We start from the raw sequence: 23,298 nt of genomic DNA on the forward strand, positions 1-23,298 counted from the left end.
TCGACTCCCCAAATTAGGGGTGTCGTCGAATAGCGACAACCGCTCGTCTTGGATGTGGCGAACCCCACAGGCCCGCGGCCGCCACGACACCCGCGGGGGCCTCTCGGCCCCCGAGGTGACGCGTCCTTCTAAGCGGGGGTTCTAGGCGGCAGGGTTCTAGGCGGGCAGGTTCTTCTCGATCGCGCTGACGACCTCGGCAGACTCCGGCTCGGTCTGGGGGGCGAAGCGCGCCGCCACGGTGCCGTCGGGCGCGATGAGGAACTTCTCGAAGTTCCAGCGGATGTCGCCGGTGTGCCCCTCGGCGTCGGCGACGTCGACGAGGCCGGCGTACAACGGGTGGCGCCCCGGCCCGTTGACCTCGACCTTCTCGGTCATGGGGAACGTCACGCCGTAGGTGGCGGAGCAGAACTGCGCGATCTCCTCGTGCGAGCCCGGCTCCTGACCCATGAACTGGTTGCAGGGCACGCCGAGGACCGTGAACCCGCGTCCGGCGAACTGTTCCTGCAACCGCTCCAACCCGGCGTACTGCGGGGTGAGGCCGCACTTGGACGCGACGTTGACGACCAGCACGGCCTTGCCCTCGTACTGTCCGAGGTCCGCAGAGCCACCCTGCAGACCACCGATCTCTACCTCATAGACAGACATGGGGCAGATCCTAGACCCGCCCCTGACCGCCGTTACGTCCCGAGCGCGCCCACGAAGGCGGCGAGCTGGTTGCCCGCCTTGGCAAGCTGGTCGAAGCCGTTGTTCACCACACTCGCGGCTTCGGTGGGTTTGCTCAGCAAGTAGAAGATGACGAAGGCGATGGCCACATAGCGGAGGTTCTTCTTCATCCGTACGCCGTCCCTGAGTTGTAGCGCAGCGACACACTGACCCGATTCAATTGTGCCCAGCTGCTTCAGCCCGCAAAGCGCGATTTTACTGTGCCTGGGGGCAAGTGCCGGATAGCGCACACGAAAGAGCCCCGTACCGGCCGAAGGGCACGGGGCCTCGCAGAGCCGTCGAATCCTGGGGCGGGCTCCCGAGGAGGGTCGCGCGACCATCCTCGCTCCGCTGCGATGGCCGCGTCGCGGCTAGGGGATGGCGCTCACGAACTGGGACAACGACTCCGCGGCGTTGCCGAGACCCCCCAGGGCGCTGTTCACCAGGCTCGCGGCCCCCTCGGGTCTGCTGATGACGTACCACGCGACGAATGCGATCGCCCCAAATTTCAGAAACTTCTTGTTCACCCTTGCCAACCTCTCCGCTGTCATGTGCCTACGTGGAGTGATTCCCAGTGGCAGGCGAGGGGCGGCCAAGGATTCACAAAGGAACAGTCAGAGGGGTTGGGGTTTTGCGGCGCCGATCAGCCGCGTTCAGACACGTTCTGGCGCCCTTCGGACACCTTCACGCGCACCTTCACTTGGAACTTTCAGGGGAACTTTACGAACCACCTGACGAACGAGGCGCACCGTGCCGAGTCAGATACTCGAGATACACCGGGCGTAGTGCCTCCGCGAGTTCGCCTTCGCCGGCATGGGTGAACTCTTCGAGCAACGACAACCCGTGCAGCATGTCGAAACTGGCCCGCTGGTGGTCGCCCGTCGCCGCCGCGGCCGCGGGGATGGAGCGCAGCAGGTCCCACAGGAAGCCGACGTCGCGGCGCTGCTTGGCGAGCTCCATCGCCCTGTCGTGCAACTCCTTCGACGACAGGTTCTCAAGCTCCACCGTACCGGGCGTCTCATCGGGCATGCCCCCGACTCTAGTCACAGGGGCATGCCTTCGGCATCCGTGTCGTGGACGGCACGGTTACTTGGTGATGACGTCCTTGGGCACCGGCTGGTCCTCCTTGAGGGCGGAGAACAGCTGCTTGGACCTCGTGGGGTGCCAGGTGAGGTACGAGCCCGCCGCGCGGGACGACCCCGAGGCGCCCAGCGGGACCGACGTGGTGACGCCGTCACCGCCGGAGACGCCGCGCATGGCCCACATCATCCGGGTGAGGTCGATCAGGTGATCGTTGTCGTCCACGATGAAGTTGCTCGTCGCGTTCATGGCGAGCGGGACCCCCCGGAACGGGTTGAGGAACACGCCGGGGCTGGTCGCCTTCTTCATCAGCGCGCCGAAGAACTGCCGCTGGCGGTCGATGCGGTCGAGGTCGGCACGCGCGCTGGCCCTGGTGCGCACGAACCCGAGGGCCTCCCCGCCGGTCAGCGTCTGGCAGCCAGGCTGGAGGTCGATGCCGGCCTTCGGGTCCTTCATGCGGCTCTTGACGCAGATGTCGACCCCGCCGATGGCGTCCACGACGCCGACGAACCCGCCGAAGCCGATCTCCGCGTAGTGGTCGATGCGGATGTCGGTGGCCTGCTCGACGGTCCGGACGAGGAGCTTTGGACCGCCGAACGCGAAGGCCGCGTTGAGCTTGTTGGAGCCCCTGCCGGGGATCGGCAGGTACGAGTCGCGCGGGAGGCTGACGAGCGTCGTGCCGCCGTCGCCGTAGTGCAGCAACATCATCGAGTCGGTGCGGCGGCCCGCGGCGTTGCCGGTCGCGAAGTCCTTCTTCTGCTGCTTCGACAGGCCCTCGCGGCTGTCGGAGCCGACGACCAGCCAGTTGGTGCCCGGTGTGTCGGCAGGACGGCCCGCGTAGTCGGTAAGGACGCTCTCGCGGTTGAGCCGGGAGTCCAGGTAGAAGTAGCCGCCGACGACCACCACGAGCATGACCACGACCAGAGCCGCGAGGATCTTCGGCCAGCGGCGCTTGCGGACGCGCCGCCCCGGCGGGACGTCCCCTCCGTACGTGTCCATCCCGCGCAGCTGATCGCCGGAGTACGGATCCGCGTACGGATCGGCCGGTTGCGTGCCACGCCCGTACGGGTCCTGGTCGTACGGGTACTCCGCCCCGGCGGGTGCGGGCTGCCTGCTGCGCGCCACGCGGTTTCCCTCCTGTCGTGTCCAGCCGTCCGGCCAGGCGTCGGTCATGCCGTAGACCCTAGTCATCCCGGCATGCCCCCCGCGTCCATCTGGCGCATGATTGTCCACAGCTACAAATCACCACATTATGTTCACGAAAGATCGTTGACCTGCGAAAACTCGGCCATACCGGGTTTGACCTGGGAAAACGCTGTTTCTCAGTGTTACTCGATGTTTCCCAGTGGTACCGGGCGGAGTGCCCAGAATGTGCCCTCGGGTATTCCCCGGGGCGCCGCGTGACCGCCCCGGCATCCGCCCGGAGTACTACGCGGGGTACCGCTCCACACACTTCCCTGCGCGCTGTCCCGCAGGCCGTCCTGGACGTCCCCGCGCTCGTGCCCTCCGGAACCGTGCCCTCTTCCGCTTCTACATGCGGGCGTGGCTCAACCTCCGGCGACTACCGGGAGACCCCTCGCCCTGACCGCCCGTACGCCCCACACCCGGCCCCACCGCCCCCAAGAGAGGACGACAATGATCGTCGAGGACGAGCGCGGCAACATCTATGACCTCACGCCCGAGCCGCTCGAGCCCTTCCACGAGGACGTCGAGGCGGAGGCCGCCCCTGCGACTGTCCATATCGCCATACCCCACAAGGAGAGCGCAGAAATAAGGCCCACCACGAGGCGAACGGTCTCGTCCGGTCCGTTCGTGAGCCAGACGGTCATGCCCGCCGCCCCCGAAGCGATCAACAGGGCCGCCGGTACTCGCAGTCGGGGCTGCTCGAACACAACCGCCAGCGGCAGGAAGTGGAGTCCAACGACAACCGCGATCAGCGGGGGAATGAGCACCGGCACCCCGACGTGACGGCAAACTGCGGCGATGGCGATGATCAGCAGCCACTGGAGCCCGTTGATCTGGTTGAACCGCCGACGTCGGCCAACGGGCAATGGTCCCCCGGCCGACGAGGGAAGGAAACGGCGCGCGGCGAGCATCAGCCCCACTGTGACGGCACAGCCAACTACCACCAGGACCTGCCGCATCAACCCGTCGAATGCACTCGAGCCCAGCAACCACCAGCCGAGCCCGAACAATGCGAGGAACCCCACCCCTGACTTGAACATGATCGAGACTCTAGGCCGAAGATCAAACCCGCCGGTCCAAGGACCCTCAACTTAGCGCGGGCCCTGTGGCCGACAGTCTCATCCGCCGCCGGTGCTGCGGTTGGTTCCACCAGCGTCAACCGGCCCCACCTTCCGACGGGCGCCGGCTCCACTCCGGTGAGACGGATTCCTGTTCGTGTGAGACCTGGCCCCACCCGTTTGAGGTCGGCGAGCTCTGGCCGCGGCGGTGCGGCTGGGCACTGACCGTGCTCGCCATCGGGATCTCGCAGGCGCCGATAGGCGCGGAATCCTCTGCTTGCTTTCGTCTGGTTCGGCCCCCGAACGATCGCTAGATTTGATCGTGGATCACGATCTGCCCCGCGGTCTTCGGGTGGTGTGCGTATGGCCTCAGAGGTGACATGGCTGCTGACCCTTACGAACGCGAGTACCGGGCAGACCTCGGGGCGTTCGTCGGCACGGCCTTCGTGATGGGTTTCTTCTTCCTGGTCGTGGCCATCATGACGGTGCAGGGCGAGAACGATCCCGCGGTCAAGGTCCTCATTCCCGGACTGCTGATCGGGTTTCTCGTCCTCAATCTAGGGACCGAGATGTGGACGCGAACCTACGTATCGCGACACCGCATCGTGAAGCGGGGATTGTTCCGGACCATCGCGACGCCATGGCGAGGTATTCAGGGCATCGAGATCGAGAGCGGGTACAGGACCCGGTACGTTGTGATCTACGACGATCTGGGCCGAGAGATCCCCCTACCGCACCTGCGCTCCAACGAGGTCGACGTCGAGAAGGAGGCCCGCGCCCTCCGTGAGATCTGGGAGAAGCGACGGGGCCCGCGCTGGAAGCCGATCCCTGACATAGCCGCCAAGATCTCTTTCCGTGAGTAGCCGGGGTATCGGTAAGAGTCACCATCCCTGGCCTCGCGTCGACACTGACCTGCCGTCGTCGAGTCAGGTCAATGTGGGCGCCCGCAGCGAAGCGAGGACGTACGACGTTGGCGGGCGGCCTGTCATCGTCACGGCCGCCATCCTCGGTAACGACGTGGGGCCAGGTCTCACTGGTGACCATGAGGACTGAGGATCGACAAGTGGGGTCACGGTACACGGATCGACCCGGCGGCCGGTGAGGTGCTGTTCCGCGACTACGCCAACCAGATCTATGCCGAGCGAACCCTCGACTCCGGCAGCCGCGTGCTGATTCAGGCGCGGCTGGTCAACCACGTCTATCCGGTCATCGGTCGCGCCACGCTGCGCACGCTGGCCAAACGGCCCTCCGCGATCCAGAGCCTGATCTCCAACCTCTAGAAAAAGGGCCTCAACGACAGCACCATCGACGACGTCATGTCCCACGTCAACGTGGTGTTCATGTCCGCCATCGACGACGAGAAGATTGCCAAGAACCCGCTCAGGTCCAGCACCGTCCGGATTCCCAAGCCCGACCGCAAACGCGTCGAGCCCTGGACACAGCAGCAGATCAGCGCCATGCGCGAGGAGCTGCCCGAGCGCTTCAAAGCAATCATCGACGTCGGTGCCGGCCTGGGCCTGCGCCGCAACGAGATCTTCGCCCTGTCGCCCGATGACATCGACTGGTTGCGCGGCATCGTGCACGTGCGCCGCCAGATCGAGCGCATCGGCAAGGTCCGGGTCTTCGCGCTACCGAAGGGCGGCAAGACCCGCGACGTTCCGCTGCCAGAATCGGTGAAGCTCGTACTCGCCGTCCACATGCAGACCTTCGAGCCGATCAGCGCGACGTTCCCGTGGCAGGAGGAAGACGGCAAGCCGCGGACGGTACGGCTATTCTTCTCCACCCCCAGGAAGCGCCCGATCCAGAGCGACGTGTTCAACCGCTACTACTGGATTCCTGCGCGCGAGGCCGCGGGGATCTCCAAGCCGCCAAAGAAGGGCGAGCGGCGCGAGAAGTCCGATGGCAACGGCCTCCACGCACTCCGGCACTACTTCGCCTCGTGGCTGCTGACCCACGGCGAGGACATCCAGGCCGTGAGCGACTGGCTGGGGCACTCGTCCCCGCGGGTGACGTGGGATGCCTACATCCACCTCATCCCGCGCGGCCAGGACCGCATGCGGTCGATCATGGACATGGCGCTCTCCGACGACTCCCCCGAGTCGGCGGGCACGAGCGTGCTCGCCGCGGTGCGCCTGATCGCCGCGTCGGCCGATCCGGAGCGGGCCTCGGTGGGCCGGGAAGTGCTGGCGCTCATCGAGAAGATGGGCGGCAGCCACAGCTCCGACGACCGCGCAAGTGCCCCCAATGTGCCCTCAGCAGAGACTCCCAGCAGAAAGGCCCTGGCCAGTGTGGGACTGCCATAAAACACCGCGCTATGTGACACACAACTGAAACCTTGTCAGCGCCCCGATGCACACTGCCAATGGGTGATACGTACATGCGAGGGGTCGCGGATGGCTGATTGGCGAAGATTCTTCCTTCGGGTCGTCCTTCTCAGGAAGGAGTCAGATCACCGTGACGCAGCGGAGGATGATCGGTCGCAGCCGGTCCTCCCGGAGCTGACCGAGCACCGCTGGACGCGTCATACCGAAAAACTGGTCGAGACCAGCATGCGGACGATGGCGCGGCGGCTGCCGTCGGTGATCGCGCAGTCCGCCCGGCTGGCCTGGCGCGCGAGCAGGGTCGACACCTCGGTGGCGATCGGGCTCAACCTCCTCGCCGGCGTCTTCACCGCCTTCGGGCTGCTGGCGACGACCGGCGTGCTCACCGCCCTGTTCAGCGCGGGTCCCACGCCCGACCGGGTCCGCGCGGCCCTGCCCTCGCTGGCGCTGGTCGCGATCGCCGCCGCGCTGCGGGCCGGGTTGCAGGCGGCCGCGGGATGGGCGCAGTCCCGGTTGGAGCCGCAGGTCGAACGGCTGGTCGAGCTGCGGCTGTACGAGCTCACCACGGCGGTCGAACTGGCCGCCCTGGACGACTCTGAGTTCCTCGACGACCTCCAGCGGGCGCGGAGCCGCGGCATGATGTCGGCGCCGCGGGTGGTGACGACCGCGGTCGACGTCCTCACCGGGGCGGTCGGCGTGGTCGCGGCAGCCGGGACACTGGGCGTCCTGCACCCGCTGCTGCTGCCGCTCCTCCTGCTGACCGCGCTGCCGGAGGGCTGGGCCTCGATCCGCGCGGCCCGGATGCGGTACGTGACGGAGCTCGCCCTGGTGGGCGTCGCGCGCCGCAAGTGGATCCTGTCCGACCTCATGGCCGACCGCCGCCACGCGGCCGAGATCCGTTCGTTCACCATGCGCGGTTTCCTGCTGGACGAGTACGACCGGGTGGCCGCGTACCAGCGCGGGGTGGAGTTGGACCTGGCGCGGCGCCAGACCATCGCCCGGGTCTACGGCGACATGATGCAGGGCGTCGCGACCGCAGGCGTCTATGTGGCGCTCGGCCTCATGTTGTGGGACGGCGCCGTGCCCCTGGCGATCGCGGGCACCGCCGTGCTGGCCATCCGGACCGGGCAGACCTCGCTCGCCAACCTGGTCTTCGCCGTCAACCGCTGTTATGAGGAGGGCCTCTACTTCGGCGACTACCTCAGCTTCGCCACGCAGGCGGAGGAGCGTGTCGCCGCACGCGCCCTGCCCTCCCAGAAGGCCGGAACGGAGACAGCGGGAACGGAGGCACCGGCCGCCGCCCTGCCGGACGATTTCGGCAAGATCGTCGTTGAGGACGTGACGTTCACCTATCCGGGCGCCGATTCCCCCTCGCTGAGAGGGATCTCGCTGGAACTGCACCGAGGCGAGGTGATCGCGCTGGTGGGCGAGAACGGCTCGGGCAAGACGACGCTCGCGAAGATCATGGCGGGCCTGTACGACCCGGACGGCGGCGACGTGCGCTGGGACGGGGTGTCGCTGCGCGAGGTGGATCCGCGGACGTTGTGGGAGCGCATCGCGGTCATCGCCCAGGAGTACACGCACTGGCCGATGACCGCCCGGCAGAACATCACGATGGGACGCGTGGGAGCCGACGGGGCGAGCACGGAGACCGCGGTGCTGGCGGCGGCGCGGGCCTCCGGCGCCGACGAGGTCGTCGACGGGCTGGCGCACGGCTATGACACGCTGCTCGACCGCAGGTTCCAGGACGGCGCGGAGCTGTCGGGCGGCCAGTGGCAGCGCCTGGCGGTCGCGCGCGGCTTCTACCGGGACGCCCCACTGCTGATCTGCGACGAGCCGACCGCCGCGCTGGACGCACGCGCCGAGCACCATCTCTTCGAACGGATCCGCACGCACGCCGACGGACGGACCGTACTGCTCATCACCCACCGGCTGGCCAGCGTCCGGCACGCCGACCGGATCTTCGTGCTCGACCAGGGGAAGGTGACCGAGGAGGGAGACCACGAGCACCTGATGGCGCTCGGCGGCCTCTATGCCGAGCTCTACTCGCTGCAGGCGCGCGCTTATCACGCCGCCTGAGCCGCATTCGGCACGTCAGAGGTACGGCACGTCAGAGGTACGGCCCGTGGCCCTCGCCTCGGTCGAGCCGCTCCGGGCCGGCGGGAAGGTCCTCCGGCCGCAGCAGCCGCACCTCGGCCGGGGTGACCGTGCCCGGGCTCTCGTCGGCGGCCGCGGCGATTCGCTGTCCCTGGCGCGAGATCGCGTCTTCCAGGATGTTGCGGATCAGCCGCGCGTTGCCGAACGAGGCGTCGCGCGGGGCGGCCGAGAGCAACCGCCGGACACCGGCCAGCACCCCGTCCGCGAGCGTGAAGCCCTGCGCGGCGGACATGTACTCGAAGATGGTGATCAGTTCGTCGTCGCTGTAGTCGGGGAAGCGCAGCACCTTGGGGAAGCGCGAGGCCAGGCCGGGATTGGACTTCAGGAACAGCTCCATCTCGCCCTCATACCCGGCGACGATCACCACCAGGTCGGACCGGTGCTCCTCCATCAGCTTGATGAGCTCGGCGACGGCCTCGTGCCCGAAGTCGCGCTGGTCAGCGCCTGCCGGGGCCAGCGAGTACGCCTCGTCCACGAAGAGCACCCCGCCGAGCGCGCTGTCCACCGCCGCCCTGACACGCGGCGCGGTCTGGCCGACGTACTCGCCGACGAGTCCGGCCCGGGTGACCTCGACCAGGTGCCCGGACGACAGCAGCCCGAGCTGGGCGTAGACGGCGGCGATGAGCCGGGCCATCGTCGTCTTGGCGGTGCCCGGGTTACCGGTGAAGACCATGTGCCGGGTGGGCGCCAGCGGCGGCTGGCCCGCCTCGCGGCGCAGCCCGTCGGTGCGGGCCTCGGCGACCAGCTTGGCGATCTCCGACTTGACCGGCGCCAGCCCGACCAGCCGGTCGATCTCGGCGAGCGGATCCCCGGCCAGCCGCCCGCGGTCGGGGGCGAGGCTGTCGGGCACGTCGACCAGCAGGATCTCGTCGAGCGACTCGGTCTCGTCGACGACGCCGTCGGCCAGCACCCGGCGGCCCTGCATCGCCACCGCCCATTCGAGCAGGTTGACCACGAGCCCGGCGTTGGCGAACCCGCGTTCGCGCGGCGCCGCCCGCACCAGCCCGCGAACCTTGTCCAGCACTCCCTCGGCCAGCGCGAGGCCCTCGGCGGCCGCCAGCCGCGCGAAGACCTGGACGAGCTCGTCGTCGGTCAGATCCGGGAACCGGATGGCCTTCGGGAAGTGCGCGGCCAGGTCCTGGTGGGCCTTGAGCAGCCCGTTCAGCTCGGCTTCGGGCCCGGAGAGCACGACGATGAGGTCCTCGGGATGTGCCTCCACCGCGGTGAGGAGGACCTCGACCGCCTCCCGGCCGCGCGTGGAGTCGACAGGGTTGAACGTGTGCGCGTCGCGGACGAAGAGCACGCCGCCCAGGGCACGTTCCACGACCCGGCGCACCTTGAGCGTGCTCTCCCCCGGGTAGTCCCCCACGAGGTCCGCCCGGTCGACCTCGACGAGGTGCCCGGTCGTGAGCACGCCGAGATCGGTGTAGATCCGGGCGAGGCAGCGCGCGACCGTGGCCTTGCCCGTTCCCGGGTTGCCCATGAAGACCAGGTGGCGGGGGCGGGCGGCCGTCGGCATGCCCGCCTCACGGCGCAGATGCGCCGCCTTGGCCTCGGCGACCAGTGCCTCGACCTCGCGCTTGACCGGCTCGATGCCCGCGCAGGCGGCGAGCTCGGCGAAGGGGTCGGCCGTGACGGCGCCACCCGCGATCAGGCGGTGCGGGAGATCGGCCTCGGTGACCTCGACCACAGGTCCGCCGTCGCCCGCGGCGGCCTGTCCTGCGGGGGCCTGTCCTGCGGGGGCCTGTCCTGCGGGGGGCTGCCCTGGGACGGCGGCCTCGGTTTCGGCGAACGCGGCGTCGGCGCGGGCGAGCGCGGCGGCACAGGCCTGGTCGGCGAGGTGCTCGACGAGCCTGGCGCCGCGCAGATTGAGCAGCGGCGCGGTCCGGGTGAGCAGCGTCCCGGCGGCCGCGGCGACCGGCGGCGCGGCCGTCCCGCCACGGCGCTCGACGGCGCGGCGGAACAGCTCGGTGAAGTCGTCCTCGGTGAAATCCCGGGTCCGGGTGACCTCGAAGGCCCCGACCAGCGCCGGGTTGACGTCGAACAGCCGCCGGTCGCCGCCCGGGCGGCAGAGCGCGATGACGTCCAGCGCCGGCGACCGGGCCATCAGCCGCCGGAGCTCCTCGACCGCGGCCGGACCGCAGCGGTCGTAACCGGCCAGCTTCTCCAGGTCGTCCACCACGAGCAGAAGGCGTCCCTCCAGGCAGTCCCGGACGCGGGCCTGCAGCCAGAGCACCGCGTCGCTCCCGCTCAGCGCGGAGAACACCTGGTCAGAGATCCACAAGGAGTCGCGGATCACGCCGCGTTCGGTCAGCACGCGCTCGGCCACCTCGGCGGCGGTGCCCTTGCCGGTGCCCTCCGGCCCGCTGATGAGCAGCCGCACCGGCCGCTCCCCCGCCAGGCGGGCGGCGATGGCCTCGTGCAGCGTGGCGACCAGCTCGGGCTGGCCCACGATGGGGCTCGCGGCGGCCCGTTCGACCGCCGGCTCGGTCCCCCCGGCCCCTGCCACGGCCGCCTCGGAGTCCGGGGCGGCGGTGGCCGGGGAGGCCGCCAGGCGCCGGGTGAGCGGGTTGGCGACACGGCGGACCTTGAAGAGCCGCCTCAAGTCGAGGTTGAACGCGCGGAACGGCAGCCGGCAGCGCGGCGTCGTGGCGGCCTCGGGCAGTCCCTGCACCGAGCCCGTCACCCGCATCGCCATGTCCAGCCAGGCACGGCAGGCGTCCGCCTCACCAGCCACGAGGCCGCGTGCCAGCCAGGTGCGCAGTTCGAGCTGCCACGCCTCGACGGCGAAGTCGGCGCGGAGCGCGCGCAACCGGTCGTCGACCGAGGCGTACCGGGCCGTGCCGACCGCGGGCGCCAGCTCGGCCGGGGCGACGGTGACGTCCGCCGCCAGCAACAGCCTGGCCACGGCGGTGTCGAACGAGTCGCTCTCGCTCACGGCGCCCGCGAGCCGTTCATGGGCGGCCGCGAGACCCGCGCACGCCCAGGTGAGATAGCCGACCGGGCCGGTGCACTCGGGGAGCACCGCCAGCGCCTCGGCGGACAGGCTGGACGTCCACAGCTCCTCCAGGCGTTCGAGCGGCGTGGTCAGGTCCTGTTCCCGCAGTTCAGGGTCGTTCGCCCGCCGGTCATAGAGCTCGACGAGGGCCCGACGCCGTTCCTCGACCGGTTCGAGCCCCTCGAAGACGTCCAGCCCGGCGCGGGCGAGCTGGAACATCACCGTGCGGCGCTCGCGGTCGTCCCCGGCGGGCTCGGGGAGCCACAGCCCGGGCGGGCGCCACCGCCCGCCCTGCGAGAACCAGGCCAGCGGGTCGCGGACGGCCGGCTCCGGCGTGGCGAGGAAGCTCGACAGCAGCTCGTAGTCGACGTCGCCGCGCGATCCGCCGCGGAGCGCGGAGGCTCCCAGCAGGAACGTCAGCAGCGACCATTGCTCGGCGCCCGCCGCCGACGTGCCCGGCCCGTAGAAGTCGCTGAGCTGCCGGGAGAGCACGACAGCGCGGGGGTCCCGGTTATATTCCACGGCGCGCCGCCGGAGCTCCTCGTAGAGGCCGTCCGGCACTCGCCACGGCCCGTGGGCGTACACGTCCAGGACCGGCTCGTCGGTCAGGAGCAGCTCAAGGTGTTCCGGCAAACGGGGCGCGTTCACACCGAGCACCCTACGGCGCGGGGCGATCACACACATCCCCTCCGGGCCGCCGTACGTGCGGTCAGAGGACAACACCGAGGTCGTCGGCTTGGCACTTGGGCGCCGGTCCGCGATAGTTGACCGATGAAGAGCATTCGCCGGGGCACCGGTGAGCGCCCGCCGACCGGGAGGAGGAATCCCCCGTGCAGCAACTGCAAGTGACCGCCGAGCCGCAGGACGGGCTGACCGTCGTGCGGTTGCGAGGCGAGCTGGATATCGCCAACGCCGACGACCTGCGCCAGACGTTGCGCTCCGCGCGCCGCGAACACGGCGATCTCGTGATCCTCGATCTGGAGGGCCTGGAGTTCATGGACTCGCATGGTCTCTCCGTCATCATCAGCTGCCACAAGGCGGCGACCGAGGCCGGCGGCAGTGTGAGTCTCGCCGCACCCCGGCCGATCGTGCGCCGGACGCTTGAGGTCACCGGTCTGGCGAGCCGGCTGGCCATCTTCGACAGCATGGAGGAAGCCGTCGCCGTCCGCATCGCCGAACGCGCGATGGGCGGCGAACCAGCGACCGAGCCCGCCTGACCGCAGGCGCCACCGTTCCGACCCGGCACCCCCGGAGCCCCAAGGGCCGGGGGTGCCCTGTTTCTGTCACGGCGTTCCTGTCACGGTGTTTCGGTCACGGCGTTTCGGTCACGGCTTTCTGCGGTGTTACGCCTTCTGCAACGGCGAGGGCGTCGGCCGCTTGGGACCACGCCCGTCCCCGGTGGAACGGCCGGTCGCGCGGCGTCCTATCCAGGGCAGCAGGTAGGTCCTGGCCCAATGGATGTCCTCGCGGCGCAGCGTCAGCCAGTCCGCCGCCGTCTCCACCGCCGGCCAGGGCTCGCGCCAGTCGCCCGACACGGGCAGGTCGAGCGCCTCGGCGACCCGGAGGGCCATCCGGCGGTGCCCTTCCGGCGACAGGTGCAGGCGGTCCTCGTACCAGGCCCGGGGATCGTTGAAGACGCCCATCATCGGCCACAGGTCGACGACCGCGCAGTCACGCCGGTCGGCGATCGCCCTCAGGTGCATGTTGTAGATCGCGGCCTTGCCGCGGATCCGGCCGCCCGAGCGGAGCCCGCGCGGGTCGAAACCGGTGAAGATGAGCACTCGCGCGCCCGTCGCCCGGAGCCGCCGGACCGCGCTGTCGAACTCGACCGCCAGCGCGTCCGGGTCGGCTCCCGGACGGATCATGTCGTTGCCGCCGCCGCAGAACGTCACGAGGTCGGGCCGCAGGTCGATGGCCTGCGGCACCTGGTCCTCCACGATCTGGTGCAGCAGCTTGCCCCGGATCGCCAGATTGGCATAGCGCAAGCCGGGATCGTACTCGGCGAGCTGCTCCGCGAGGCGGTCCGCCCAGCCCCGGAACCGGTCGGGTCCGGCGGCCGGGTCCGGGTCGTTCAACCCCTCGGTGAAGCTGTCCCCCAACGCGACGAAGGTCCCGATCTGCCGCTGATCTCCCATCGCAACCCCAAGAACGGAATCATGTTCGGTCACGTGGGTCAATCATGCAGCGCACGTTGATCCTTACGCCACCGTAATAAATCTGGTTCCGCGATGATCAGGCGTGCCCCTGGGATCCTCGATGCCAGGCCAGCATGCGGCGCTCGATCAGGACGAAGACCGCGTTCAGCAGCACTCCCAGCGCGCCGAGCAGCACGATGCTCGCCCACATCTGGGGGACGTCGAACTCGCGCTGCGCCGTCAGGAGCTGGTAGCCGATGCCGTCGGTACTGCCGACGAGTTCGGAGAGCACCATGAGGATCAGCGAGAGCGAGAGGCTGAGGCGGAGTCCCGCGAAGATCTTGGGCGCGGCCGCGGGCAGGATGACGTACCGCAGCCGCATCCAGCGCGACATGCCGAACACCCGGGCGGTGTCGAGCTTGACCCGGTCGGCGCTGCGCGCCCCGTCGATGGAGTTGAGCAGCACCGGCCAGATCACCCCGAAGATGATCGTGGCGAGCTGCATCTGCGTACCGATCTTGAAGACCGAGATGAAGAACGGCACCAGCGCGGGCGGCGGCATCGCACGGCCGAACTGCAGCAGCGGGTCGAGGAAGTCGAAGACCAGGCGCGAGCGGCCGAGCGCCACGCCGAGCACCACGCCGAGCACGCCGGCGACCGCCCAGCCGGTGAACATCCGGCCGAGACTGGCGGACCAGTGCTCGATCGCCACCTCGTTCAGGAACAGGTGATCGGCCGGGCCGGTGAACCACGACGTCTTCATCCGTTCCCAGATGACCAGTGGTTCGGGGAAGAACGGCTTCTGCGCCGCGGCGGTCACCTTCTGCCACGCGTAGACGGCGACGACGGGCAGCCACATCACGGCCAGGACCCCGACGATCCGGGAGCCCAGTTTCCGCACACTCCCAGCACGCACATTCACAGGGCGCACACTCACAGGGCCGCCTCCGTCCGGACCACGTGCCAGCGGAACATCGACCGTTCCAGCTGGACCAGCACCTGATTGACCACGAGCCCGATGGCACCCGCCCAGAGCGCCGCGGCCAGCACCTCGTCGATCATGTCGGTGCCGCTGGACGCCTGCAGGATGAACACGCCGATCCCGTGCGTTCCGCCGGCCAGCAGCTCGGCGCTCACCGCCAGGATGAGCCCGACCGAGGCCGCCATCCGCACGCCCGTGGCGATGAACGGCATGGAGTGGGGCAGCGCGACCCGCCAGAGCACCGAGATCCGCCCGAACCCGTAGCTGCGCAGGGTCTCCTTGGCGAGCGAGTCGACCTCGCGCATCCCGTACATCGTGTTGATCAGCACCGGCCAGAGCGCGGCATAGAAGATCACAATGGCCTTCATGCGGAAGTCGGACTGGGCGATGACGATGACGAGCGGGACCAGGGCCACCGACGGGATGGGCCGGAGGAACTCCAGGATCGCGCGGAACGCCTGGTCGACCCGCCGCAGGGAACCCAGCAGCACGCCGAGCGGCACTCCGACGGCGACGGTGAGGAGCATGCCGATGACCCACACGTAGAGCGTGGCGCCCACGTCCTGCAGGAAGCCGGTGTCCCCTGCCAGCAGCACGGCCGCTTTCACGACCGCCGACATCGGCGGGAGCACCTTGGACTGGATGATTCCGAACCGCGTGGCGGCCTCGGCGAGCGCGAGGAAGGCGAGCACGCCGAGACCGCCACGGATCAAACGTTGTCTCATAGAGTCAGAGAACCGTCTTGATGTCGAACTTCTGCTGGAGGAAGCCGTACTGGAGCATCAGGTCGGCCACCCGCTGCAACCGCGTCTCGCTCGTCGAGGTGACGAACGGCCCGATCACGATCGACGACGCCGTGTTCTTGTCGATCTTGGCGAAGCTGGGCAGGATGTTGACCACCGCGTTGCGGTCCTGCGCCGCCAGCGCCTGCGCCCTGCCGATGGCGCGCTTGAACGCGGCCACGGTCTTGGGGTTCTTCTTCACGAAGGCGTCGGTGGCGACGTAGCCGTCCAGCGGCAGGTCCTTGGTGGCGCCGCTCAGCGAGTCCAGCACCGGGCGAGCGCCCAGCTTCTTCTGGGCGTCGGTGAGGAACGGCTCGGCGACCCAGATCGCGTCGACCGACTTCTTCTCCAGCGCCGCGACCATCCCCGGGAAGGGCATCTCGACGAACTGGACGTCGTCCTTCTTGACGTCCACGCCCGCGGTGGCCAGTGCCGAGGTGACGGTCAGCTCGCCCAGGTTCCGCAGGGTGTTGAGCGCGATCTTCTTGCCCTTGAGGTCGGCGGGCGTGCGGATCGGCGAGTCCTTGGCGACCAGGACGGGCAGCTCCTTCTCCACACCGAGGTCGATCTCGGCGAGGATGCGCAGCTTGTTGCCCTTGGCGGTGGTGGAGATCGCAGTCACGTGGTTGCTGACCATCACGTCGATGTTGCCACCGAGCAGCTTGGGCAGGGCCGCCGCGCCACCGGCGAAGACCTCGGTCTTGACGGTGAGCCCCTCCTCCTTGAAGAAGCCCTTCTGCTGTGCGAGGTACACCGGGGCCGAATAAGGAATGGGGAGGGCGCCGATGTTGAGCGTGCTCTTCTCGAGCTCGCCGTCACCTGCGGGGTCATCGGAATCGCTGCATCCGGCGATGAGGCCGGCTGCGAGGATGCCGACCAGGCCGGCGCCCAGGACACGCCGGATTCGACCGAACTTCATTGTTGCTCCTTACGAAACGAGCCACCGGCCGCTCCAGCCAACTCGCGGGGATGACGGATGGTGAGCGGGCGGCCGAATCGCTACACGGGGGTTACCAGCGATGGCCGTCGGCCAGCGCGAAGAGACTAGCGCACAATGATCATCATTCGTACGAACGTCAGCCCGATGTCTGATAATGCATCGCTGCACACCTTCTCTCGCCTTTGAGTGTTCTTCTGGTCCGTTCTCCGGTCAGCTCTTCCTGACCATCGGAAGGACCTCGGACGCGAAGCGCTCCGCCGTCTCGGTGAGCAACGCCGGGTCGGCGTCGCGGGAATGGCCGGCGATGATGAGCCGGTCCAGCCCGACGTCGAAGAGCTCCTGCAGCCGTTCCGCACAGTGCTCGCTCGGGCCGACCACGGCGAAGCGGTCGACGAGCCCGTCGTCGATCGCCGCGGCGTGCCCGGTCTCGCGCATCGCGTGGCGCCGGATCGAGTAGTCCCGGGCCAGCGTGGCCAGTGCCGACCGGTCGGCCGCCTCGGTGACCTGGGAGCCCGCGTCCGACATGCCGCCGAACCGCACGAGCGTGCTGAAGCTGCCCCGTACCACCTCGCGGGCGACGCTCCGGTCGGGATGCGCCACCGCGTTGACGTACGCGCCGAAGGACAGGCCTGCGGGGTCGAGGCCGGCCTCCTCCCGGGCCTGGCGCGCGGTGTCGATCGCCCAGCGCACCCGGCCAGGGTCCGCGCCGACGGTGACCGCGATCCGGTCGGCCGTGCGGGCGGCGGCCGCGAGCACCTTGGGTCCGGTCGCGGCCACCTCGACCGGGACCTTGGGCAGGTCCGTGGCCGGCAGCCATTCCAGCCGGCTGGGGAATCCCGACCGGTCGACCACCTCGCCGCGCAGGTAGGCCTGCACGTCGCGCAGGTAGTCCTCGAACTCCGGGACCGGCGCCGGCCGCTTGCCGAGGTAGGCGACCGCCGAATCACCGCGGCCGATGCCGAGCACCGCCCGGCCGCCGGAGTACTGCTGCACGGTCGCGATGCCGGACGCCGTCACCGCCGGGTCCCGGGTCACGCTGTTGGTCACGCCGGGTCCCAGCAGGATGCGCTCGGTGGCCGCCGCGGCGGCGGTCAGCGTCGCGTACACGTCGCCGGTGAGGTTCTGGCTGTCGGCGATGAGGATCCCGTCCCAGCCCTGGATCTCGGCCGCCACGGCGGCCTCGGGCCCGCGGCCGGCGGCCGGGAAGGTCAGCGTCCATACCTCGCGGTCGGGGGGAAGACCGGCCGCGCAGGTCATGATCCGCCTGGTCCGGCGGCCGCCATGTGCACCGACATGGCGTGCTGGACGAGGGTGATGAGCACCTGCTTGGTCGACTCCCGGCTGCGCGCGTCGCACTCCACGATCGGCACGTGCGCGCTGATCGACAGGGCCTCGCGGATGTCCTCGACGCCGTACTGGAACTCGCCGTGGAACCCGTTGACCCCGACCACGAACGGCAGGCCCAGTTCCTCGAAGTAGTCCACCGCGGCGAAGCAGTCGGCCAGGCGCCGGGTGTCGACCAGGACGACGGCGCCGATGGCGCCCTTGACCAGGTCGTCCCACATGAACCAGAACCGGTGCTGCCCGGGCGTGCCGAACAGGTAGAGGATCAGCTCGCTGTCCAGCGACACACGGCCGAAGTCCATGGCGACCGTGGTGGTGGTCTTGTCCGGCACCGCGGACAGGTCGTCCACGTCCGCGCTGGCGGCCGTCATCACCGCCTCGGTGGTCAGCGGCATGATCTCCGAGACCGAGCCCACGAACGTCGTCTTGCCGACGCCGAAACCGCCACCGACCACGATCTTGACCGAGACCAGGTCGGTCTCCGGACCGCCCATGCCGGGGCCGCCCGCGCCGCCGGGACCACCGGGCCCACCAGGCCCGCTGGGCCCGCCTGGGCCACCGCGGCCGACCGGGCCGCCTGGCCCGCCCGGGCCGGCGGGCGGGCCCGCGACAGATCCCCGATCAGAGCTTGCGAAGTCCACTGAGAACCCTTTCCAGCAGGCGGAGGTCCGGCTGCGTCCCGGCGGGGCGCGACTGGTGCAGCCGCAGAAGTCCTTCGAGGGCCATGTCGGCGACGAGCACGCGGGCCACGCCGAGGGGCAGCCTCAGCAGGGCGGACACCTCGGCCACCGAGCGCGCCGACCGGCACAGATCCATGATCGCCCTGTATTCGGGGGTCAGCATGGAGACGTCACGCGGCGGGTAGGGCGCCGCGGTGACCAGCGCTTCGATCGCCAGGTCGTACCGCGGCTTCACGCGCCCGCCGGTGACCGCGTACGGCCGCACCAGGGAACTCGCGTCCTGTTCCTGCGGCTGCTGCCGCGACGCGTCGTCCCATCTCGGGACACCGCCGGAACCGGCACCGTAGTGTCCGCCTCGATCCATCACGCCGACCCTCCGCCAAAGTTAATCAAGGTCAGTAACGGGCCGGGCCGGCGCCCATCTCGGACACCGGAGGAGCCGGATGGGGCGGTTGCTCGCCGCTGCGCAGCGCCGGGGTCAGCACCCGGCCCACGCGCTCCACCAGCAGCGTCATCTCGTACGCCACCAGGCCGAGGTCGCAGTCCGGCGCGGCCAGCACCGCGAACACCGAGCCGTTGGTGATGGACATGACGAACAGCAGTCCACGGTCCATCTCGACGACGGTCTGGTTCACACCGCCGGCGTCGAAGATCTTCGCCGCGCCCTGTGTGAGGCTCATCAGCCCGGAGGCGATGGCCGAGAGCTGGTCCGCCCGCTCCGGCGGGAAGCCGGCCGAGTAGGCCATCGGCAGACCGTCCGAGGAGACCACGACGGCGTGGGCGACCTTCGGAACCCGGTCCGCGAAGTTCGTCACCAACCAGTTGAGATCCTGCCCGCTCACCGGGTGCCTCCTGTCTCTCCGCCGCCCTGCTGCGACGGATTTTCACCTGTGCTCTCGCCCTGCCCGCCGTACTGCGCCTGTGTGCGTCCACGGTGGACGCCGCGCTGCAGGCTGGCGAAACGGTTCCGGACGACGTCTGCCGACTGGCTCTGCCGTGGTGCCGGCGGCTGTTCGACCGGTCCGGTGCCGGTTGTCTGGGTTCCGGGCGACGCGACCGCGCCGGGAACCCGGTTCTTGCCGGGCACCCGCTTGGGCAGCCCGACGGAGGTCAGCTTGCCGGCCACCGGCTCCCGGACCGCCTCGGCGGCCTGGAAGCCTGCGTCGGCGGGCGACTCCCAGCCCTTCACCGGATCCTTGCCTCCCCCAACCTCGGTCCTTCGCTGGAACCACTCCGACTGCATCGCGTCGAAGATCGGTGACCGCTCCGGGGAGCTCGGCGGCGGCTCGGACCGCACGGCGGGCTCGGGAGCGGGCGGCTCGAGGACCGGCTCCTCGAGCGTGAACGGCGCGGGCTGCCGGGGCCCGCCTTGGCCGGGGCCACCCTGACGGGTGCCGCCCTGACCAGCACCGCCTTGACCGGCACTGCCCTGACCAGCACCGCCCTGACCGGCGCCGTACGGCTCGCCCCACGACGCTCCGCGACCGGTGCCCTGTTCGGGTCCGGGCTGGTGGCCCGGCTCGGCGCCGCGGTCGTAGTCGCCGGCACTGCCGAAGGCCTGCACCGCAGGCTGCGGGCCGGTCTCCCACGAGATCTGCCGGCGCTGGTTGGGCTCCGGCGCGTTCTGCTGTTCGGGGATGCGCGGCTGCGCCTCGGGCACGGCCGGCAGCGGCCCCGTCTGGTGCCTGCCGTCCCCCACGGCGGGCAGCGGACCGGTCTGGCTCGCCGGGTCGGCGCGGCCGGGCAGCTGCGCACCCGGCTGCCGGACGGGAAGCTGCCCGCTGGACGAGTGCGGCGGACGCGACGACTCCATGGGCGAGACGATCTGCTGCGGGCCCGTTCCCTGGATCCGCGGCAGCGGTCCGGTGTTGGACACCCGCGGCTGCCCTCCGGTGTTGCGGATCCGCTGCTGCGGTCCGCTGTCCTGGTAGGACGGCTGTGGTCCGCTGTCCTGGTACGACGGCTGTGGTCCACTGTCCTGGTACGACGGCCGCGGCCCACTGTCCTGGTACGACGGCTGCGGTCCACTGTCCTGGTACGACGGCTGCGATCCGGTGTCCTGGTACGACGGCCGCGGCCCGGTGTCCTGGTAGGACTGGCGCGGCCCGGTGTCCTGGAGCGACGGCCTGGCGCCGGTGTCCTGGAACGAGGGCTGCGCTCCGGTGTCGCGGAACGTGACCGGCGGGCCGCCGCGTCCGTCCGTACCGGGCTGCTGGAAGGAACCGGACGCGCCGGACGCGGGTGCGGAGAGCGCCATCGGGGCGCCCGCCCCGGCCGACAACACCGGCGCCGGGGCGTCGAACTCCCGGTTGCCGCTGAAGTTGCGCGATCCCACGCCGCCGGACTCGCTCGGGCTGACACCCGCGTCCGGCAGCACCACGAACGCGGTGAGGCCGCCGCCCTGCGCGGCCCGCAGCTCCACCCGGATGCCGTGCCGGACCGCGAGGCGGCCGACCACGAACAGGCCCATGCGGCGGGCGGCCGAGAAGTCGATGACCGGCGGGTTGGCCAGCCGCCAGTTGGCCTGCTCCAGCTCCTCCACCGACATGCCCACGCCGTTGTCGGTGATCTGCAGCATCGCGCCGCCGCCGCTCAGCAGCTGGCCCGACACCGTGACCTTGGTGCTCTCGGCGGAGAACACCGTGGCGTTCTCGACCAGCTCGGCGAGCAGGTGCACCAGGTCGTTGACCATGGGACCGGCGACCGTCATCTCGCCCTGGACGCGCAGCGCCACCCGCTCGTACTGCTCGACCTCCGACAGCGAGGCGCGTACGACGTCGATGAGGGGGACCGGCCGGTTCCACTTGCGGGCCTGGTCCTGGCCGCCGAGGACCAGGAGGTTCTCGCAGTTGCGGCGCATGCGGGTGGCCAGGTGGTCCAGCCGGAAGAGGTTGGCCAGCTGCTCCTCGTCGCGCTCGCTCTGCTCCAGCTCCTCGATCAGCCGCAGCTGGCGTTCGATGAGCGACTGGCTCCGCCGCGAGAGGTTGACGAACATCGCGTTGATGTTGCCTCGCAGCACCGCCTCGTCGGCCGCGAGCCGGACCGCTTCGCGGTGGACCTCGTCGAACGCGCGGGCGACCTGGCCGATCTCGTCGGTGGAGATGATGTCGATCGGGTCGACCTCGATGCCTCCGGCGGCCGCCTCCGGGTCGCGCAGCCGGTCCACCAGGCCCGGCAGCCGGGTGCCGGCCACCTCCAGCGCGCCGTTGCGCAGCCGGCGCAGCGGCCGGACCAGGGAGCGGGCGACGATGATGGTCGCGATGAGGACGATCGCGATGACCAGGAACAGGATGACGGCGTCACGGATCGCCGCGGCGAAGGCGTCTTCGCCCAGGGCTTTGGTGCGCTTGGTGAGTGACTCGGCCAGCGCCTTTTCGACAGTGCGCATCCTGCCGGTCTTCTCCGTCATGTCGCGCCCCCATTGGCGCGCGGCGGTGACGCCGAGCGGCCGGACGCGCAACTGGTTGGAGCCGCGCGCCAGGGTGACGGCCTGAAGACGCATGCTCTCGGTCCGGTCGATCTCCGTGCCGGTCACGGTGTCCTCGTACAACCGGCGCTGGTCACCGGTGGCCGTCGAACGGAACGTGGCCACCAGGCTCTCCCACTCCGCGCTGGTGGACTCCAGCGACCTCAGGTCGGCCGGCTCGAACCGGCCGGCCCACAGGCCGATGGCGACCAGCGCGCGTTCCTGGGAGGCGGCGTCCTTGGCCCGCGCGATCGCCGACAGGGCGAGCGCGTTCTGCGCGAGGTCGGGCTTCGGCGCACCCTGGGCAAGCTGGATGTGGAAGTCGTTGACGTCGGTGATGACCCCGGAGTACTTGTCCACGATCGCGCCCGGGGGCAGCTCGTCGGCCAGCTTGCGGAGGGCGGGAAGCACCTCGATGCGGGTGAGGACGGTGCGCACGGTCAGTTCCAGGCCGGGCGAGCCCTCGGTGCTCGCATCCCGGGCCGCGGCGCGTACCTTTCCGGCGGCCTCGTCGACCGACGCCTCCTTCGCGCGGAGGGTGTCGAGGGTGACCAGGCTGTAGGTGGGGTTCGCGGTCCGGTCCACCCGGAGGTCCCGTTCACCTTCGAGCTCGTGGGAGAAGGCGGCCATCTGCTCACCGAGCTTGGCAAGACGTTCCAGCCGCTGGTAGTCCGAGGCGTCGCCCCAGGAGACCGACACCCGGTAGCCCGCCAGCAGGGCCGCCACGAAGGTCGGGATCGCGATGAGCGCGAACAGCCGGACCGGCACCCGCCAGTTGTGGAGGCGGAGCCTGCCCAGCCCGCGGCGGGAATCGGCGGCGGGCACGGCCAAGGGAAGCTCGCGCCCGGACGCGGGGGGAGCTTCCCGACTCTCATCGCCCGATTGCATACGCACTTGGCGTTGACACCCTCTCACTCACAGTGCCGTTTTCCGGCGGTCGAGGGCTGCGCGATTGGTCTGCACGACATGCCCGCTGTTCCTTCACTGCGCCCGACATTGGAGCACATTAGAAGACACGCCGCAAAGGTGTCAGCGATCTTCGCAGATCCGTACAGAACGGCAATAGTTTTGTACCTGTTTGTCCGGTTTGCACCTTTTGTCCGGTCGCAACTTCCTCCCGAAGTCCAGGCGATGCCACGCCCGGTAATGCGACCGCGACCGGGCGCATTCCTCGTTGCGAAAATGTTGCCGAGACGGCACCGGACCGGCATTGGACGACAATCCAATAACATTTCGAGCGTCGTTCGGCATGGTTTTCGCGGCCGCGCGGGCGTGCACGTCAACCACACGCCTCACACCCGCATGGCCGCACACCGAGATCGTCTCGCTACGCTCTGCACTCACGAGCATGTCAGCGGCGGTGAAGGTTCGCCGCGCCCCCCGCTCTCCCGTATCATGATCGTTCGCACGGAAGGTCCGGTTACGGGCAGTCCGAGCGAAACGTTCCCGCACTGCGGTAATGTCCCCG

Annotated in this window: 21 protein-coding genes; 5 read left to right on the forward strand and 16 right to left on the reverse strand. The window is 69.8% G+C overall.

Annotation, left to right across the window (positions count from 1 at the left end; translation table 11 throughout):
* Window positions 1-156 precede the first annotated feature (156 nt).
* From F8566_RS28820 to F8566_RS28835, 6 genes are all read right to left on the reverse strand, one after another.
* Window positions 157-645: a glutathione peroxidase gene (locus F8566_RS28820; protein WP_151564976.1), complete on the reverse strand. Its 489-nt coding sequence runs from the start codon at window positions 643-645 to the stop codon at window positions 157-159.
* 32 nt (window positions 646-677) lie between these two features.
* Entirely contained in the window at window positions 678-833 is a 156-nt protein-coding gene (locus F8566_RS50165; protein WP_192809902.1) for a hypothetical protein, read from the reverse strand.
* Between the two features lie 240 nt (window positions 834-1,073).
* Window positions 1,074-1,229, reverse strand: coding sequence for a hypothetical protein (locus F8566_RS50170; protein WP_192809909.1), 156 nt, complete (start codon window positions 1,227-1,229; stop codon window positions 1,074-1,076).
* Between the two features lie 193 nt (window positions 1,230-1,422).
* Complete coding sequence (locus F8566_RS28825; protein ID WP_151564977.1) at window positions 1,423-1,731, reverse strand: hypothetical protein; 309 nt, start codon at window positions 1,729-1,731, stop codon at window positions 1,423-1,425.
* Between the two features lie 57 nt (window positions 1,732-1,788).
* Window positions 1,789-2,955: an LCP family protein gene (locus F8566_RS28830; protein ID WP_225993613.1), complete on the reverse strand. Its 1,167-nt coding sequence runs from the start codon at window positions 2,953-2,955 to the stop codon at window positions 1,789-1,791.
* Window positions 2,956-3,446: 491 nt separating this feature from the next.
* Window positions 3,447-4,007: a hypothetical protein gene (locus tag F8566_RS28835; protein ID WP_151564978.1), complete on the reverse strand. Its 561-nt coding sequence runs from the start codon at window positions 4,005-4,007 to the stop codon at window positions 3,447-3,449.
* Between the two features lie 398 nt (window positions 4,008-4,405).
* Here F8566_RS28835 and F8566_RS28840 point away from each other — a divergent pair, with 398 nt between their 5' ends.
* From F8566_RS28840 to F8566_RS28850, 4 genes are all read left to right on the forward strand, one after another.
* The gene (locus F8566_RS28840) at window positions 4,406-4,888 is read left to right on the forward strand and encodes a PH domain-containing protein (protein ID WP_151564979.1); all 483 of its coding nucleotides are present in this window, start codon (window positions 4,406-4,408) and stop codon (window positions 4,886-4,888) included.
* A 240-nt stretch (window positions 4,889-5,128) separates the two neighbouring features.
* Complete coding sequence (locus F8566_RS50175) at window positions 5,129-5,305, forward strand: hypothetical protein (protein ID WP_192809903.1); 177 nt, start codon at window positions 5,129-5,131, stop codon at window positions 5,303-5,305.
* Window positions 5,306-5,341: 36 nt separating this feature from the next.
* Window positions 5,342-6,328, forward strand: a complete 987-nt coding sequence (locus F8566_RS28845) for a tyrosine-type recombinase/integrase (RefSeq protein WP_151564980.1) — start codon at window positions 5,342-5,344, stop codon at window positions 6,326-6,328.
* A gap of 255 nt (window positions 6,329-6,583) precedes the next feature.
* Entirely contained in the window at window positions 6,584-8,425 is a 1,842-nt protein-coding gene (locus tag F8566_RS28850; RefSeq protein ID WP_404800354.1) for an ABC transporter ATP-binding protein, read from the forward strand.
* A gap of 31 nt (window positions 8,426-8,456) precedes the next feature.
* Here the strand turns inward: F8566_RS28850 and F8566_RS28855 are convergent, their stop codons facing one another.
* On the reverse strand, window positions 8,457-12,149 hold the full coding sequence (locus F8566_RS28855) for an AAA family ATPase (RefSeq protein ID WP_151564982.1): 3,693 nt from the start codon (window positions 12,147-12,149) through the stop codon (window positions 8,457-8,459).
* A gap of 182 nt (window positions 12,150-12,331) precedes the next feature.
* Between F8566_RS28855 and F8566_RS28860 the strand changes: the two genes are divergently transcribed.
* Entirely contained in the window at window positions 12,332-12,718 is a 387-nt protein-coding gene (locus F8566_RS28860; protein WP_151564983.1) for an STAS domain-containing protein, read from the forward strand.
* A gap of 126 nt (window positions 12,719-12,844) precedes the next feature.
* Here F8566_RS28860 and F8566_RS28865 read toward each other — a convergent pair whose 3' ends face one another.
* The 9 genes from F8566_RS28865 to F8566_RS28905 form a co-directional block, all read right to left on the reverse strand.
* On the reverse strand, window positions 12,845-13,636 hold the full coding sequence (locus F8566_RS28865) for an SGNH/GDSL hydrolase family protein (protein WP_151565025.1): 792 nt from the start codon (window positions 13,634-13,636) through the stop codon (window positions 12,845-12,847).
* A gap of 97 nt (window positions 13,637-13,733) precedes the next feature.
* Window positions 13,734-14,537: an ABC transporter permease gene (locus F8566_RS28870; protein WP_225993614.1), complete on the reverse strand. Its 804-nt coding sequence runs from the start codon at window positions 14,535-14,537 to the stop codon at window positions 13,734-13,736.
* Window positions 14,538-14,569: 32 nt separating this feature from the next.
* Window positions 14,570-15,343: an ABC transporter permease gene (locus tag F8566_RS28875; RefSeq protein ID WP_151564984.1), complete on the reverse strand. Its 774-nt coding sequence runs from the start codon at window positions 15,341-15,343 to the stop codon at window positions 14,570-14,572.
* A 4-nt stretch (window positions 15,344-15,347) separates the two neighbouring features.
* Entirely contained in the window at window positions 15,348-16,319 is a 972-nt protein-coding gene (locus F8566_RS28880) for an ABC transporter substrate-binding protein (RefSeq protein ID WP_151564985.1), read from the reverse strand.
* A 231-nt stretch (window positions 16,320-16,550) separates the two neighbouring features.
* Window positions 16,551-17,597, reverse strand: coding sequence for an LLM class flavin-dependent oxidoreductase (locus F8566_RS28885; RefSeq protein ID WP_151564986.1), 1,047 nt, complete (start codon window positions 17,595-17,597; stop codon window positions 16,551-16,553).
* The gene (locus F8566_RS28890) at window positions 17,594-18,157 is read right to left on the reverse strand and encodes a GTP-binding protein (RefSeq protein WP_151565027.1); all 564 of its coding nucleotides are present in this window, start codon (window positions 18,155-18,157) and stop codon (window positions 17,594-17,596) included. The genes F8566_RS28885 and F8566_RS28890 overlap by 4 nt, the downstream gene beginning before the upstream one ends.
* A gap of 148 nt (window positions 18,158-18,305) precedes the next feature.
* Window positions 18,306-18,728, reverse strand: a complete 423-nt coding sequence (locus F8566_RS28895) for a DUF742 domain-containing protein (protein ID WP_404800355.1) — start codon at window positions 18,726-18,728, stop codon at window positions 18,306-18,308.
* A gap of 31 nt (window positions 18,729-18,759) precedes the next feature.
* A complete protein-coding gene (locus tag F8566_RS28900) occupies window positions 18,760-19,206 on the reverse strand; it encodes a roadblock/LC7 domain-containing protein (RefSeq protein WP_151564988.1) in 447 nt (148 codons plus the stop codon).
* Window positions 19,203-22,655: a nitrate- and nitrite sensing domain-containing protein gene (locus F8566_RS28905; protein ID WP_192809904.1), complete on the reverse strand. Its 3,453-nt coding sequence runs from the start codon at window positions 22,653-22,655 to the stop codon at window positions 19,203-19,205. Before F8566_RS28905 ends, F8566_RS28900 begins: the two co-directional genes overlap by 4 nt.
* Window positions 22,656-23,298 lie beyond the last annotated feature (643 nt).

The organism is Actinomadura rudentiformis (assembly GCF_008923185.1).
GTDB classification, from domain to species: domain Bacteria; phylum Actinomycetota; class Actinomycetes; order Streptosporangiales; family Streptosporangiaceae; genus Spirillospora; species Spirillospora rudentiformis.

Bases quoted from the DNA above. Each gene is read 5' to 3' on its own strand.
- F8566_RS28820 (WP_151564976.1), bottom strand. From the start codon at position 645: ATGTCTGTCTATGAGGTAGAGATCGGTGGTCTGCAGGGTGGCTCTGCG.
- F8566_RS50165 (WP_192809902.1), bottom strand. From the start codon at position 833: ATGAAGAAGAACCTCCGCTATGTGGCCATCGCCTTCGTCATCTTCTAC.
- F8566_RS28825 (WP_151564977.1), bottom strand. From the start codon at position 1,731: ATGCCCGATGAGACGCCCGGTACGGTGGAGCTTGAGAACCTGTCGTCG.
- F8566_RS28830 (WP_225993613.1), bottom strand. From the start codon at position 2,955: ATGACCGACGCCTGGCCGGACGGCTGGACACGACAGGAGGGAAACCGC.
- F8566_RS28835 (WP_151564978.1), bottom strand. From the start codon at position 4,007: ATGTTCAAGTCAGGGGTGGGGTTCCTCGCATTGTTCGGGCTCGGCTGG.
- F8566_RS28840 (WP_151564979.1), top strand. From the start codon at position 4,406: ATGGCTGCTGACCCTTACGAACGCGAGTACCGGGCAGACCTCGGGGCG.
- F8566_RS28845 (WP_151564980.1), top strand. From the start codon at position 5,342: ATGTCCCACGTCAACGTGGTGTTCATGTCCGCCATCGACGACGAGAAG.
- F8566_RS28850 (WP_404800354.1), top strand. From the start codon at position 6,584: ATGGCGCGGCGGCTGCCGTCGGTGATCGCGCAGTCCGCCCGGCTGGCC.
- F8566_RS28865 (WP_151565025.1), bottom strand. From the start codon at position 13,636: ATGGGAGATCAGCGGCAGATCGGGACCTTCGTCGCGTTGGGGGACAGC.
- F8566_RS28875 (WP_151564984.1), bottom strand. From the start codon at position 15,343: ATGAGACAACGTTTGATCCGTGGCGGTCTCGGCGTGCTCGCCTTCCTC.
- F8566_RS28880 (WP_151564985.1), bottom strand. From the start codon at position 16,319: ATGAAGTTCGGTCGAATCCGGCGTGTCCTGGGCGCCGGCCTGGTCGGC.
- F8566_RS28885 (WP_151564986.1), bottom strand. From the start codon at position 17,597: ATGACCTGCGCGGCCGGTCTTCCCCCCGACCGCGAGGTATGGACGCTG.
- F8566_RS28895 (WP_404800355.1), bottom strand. From the start codon at position 18,728: ATGGATCGAGGCGGACACTACGGTGCCGGTTCCGGCGGTGTCCCGAGA.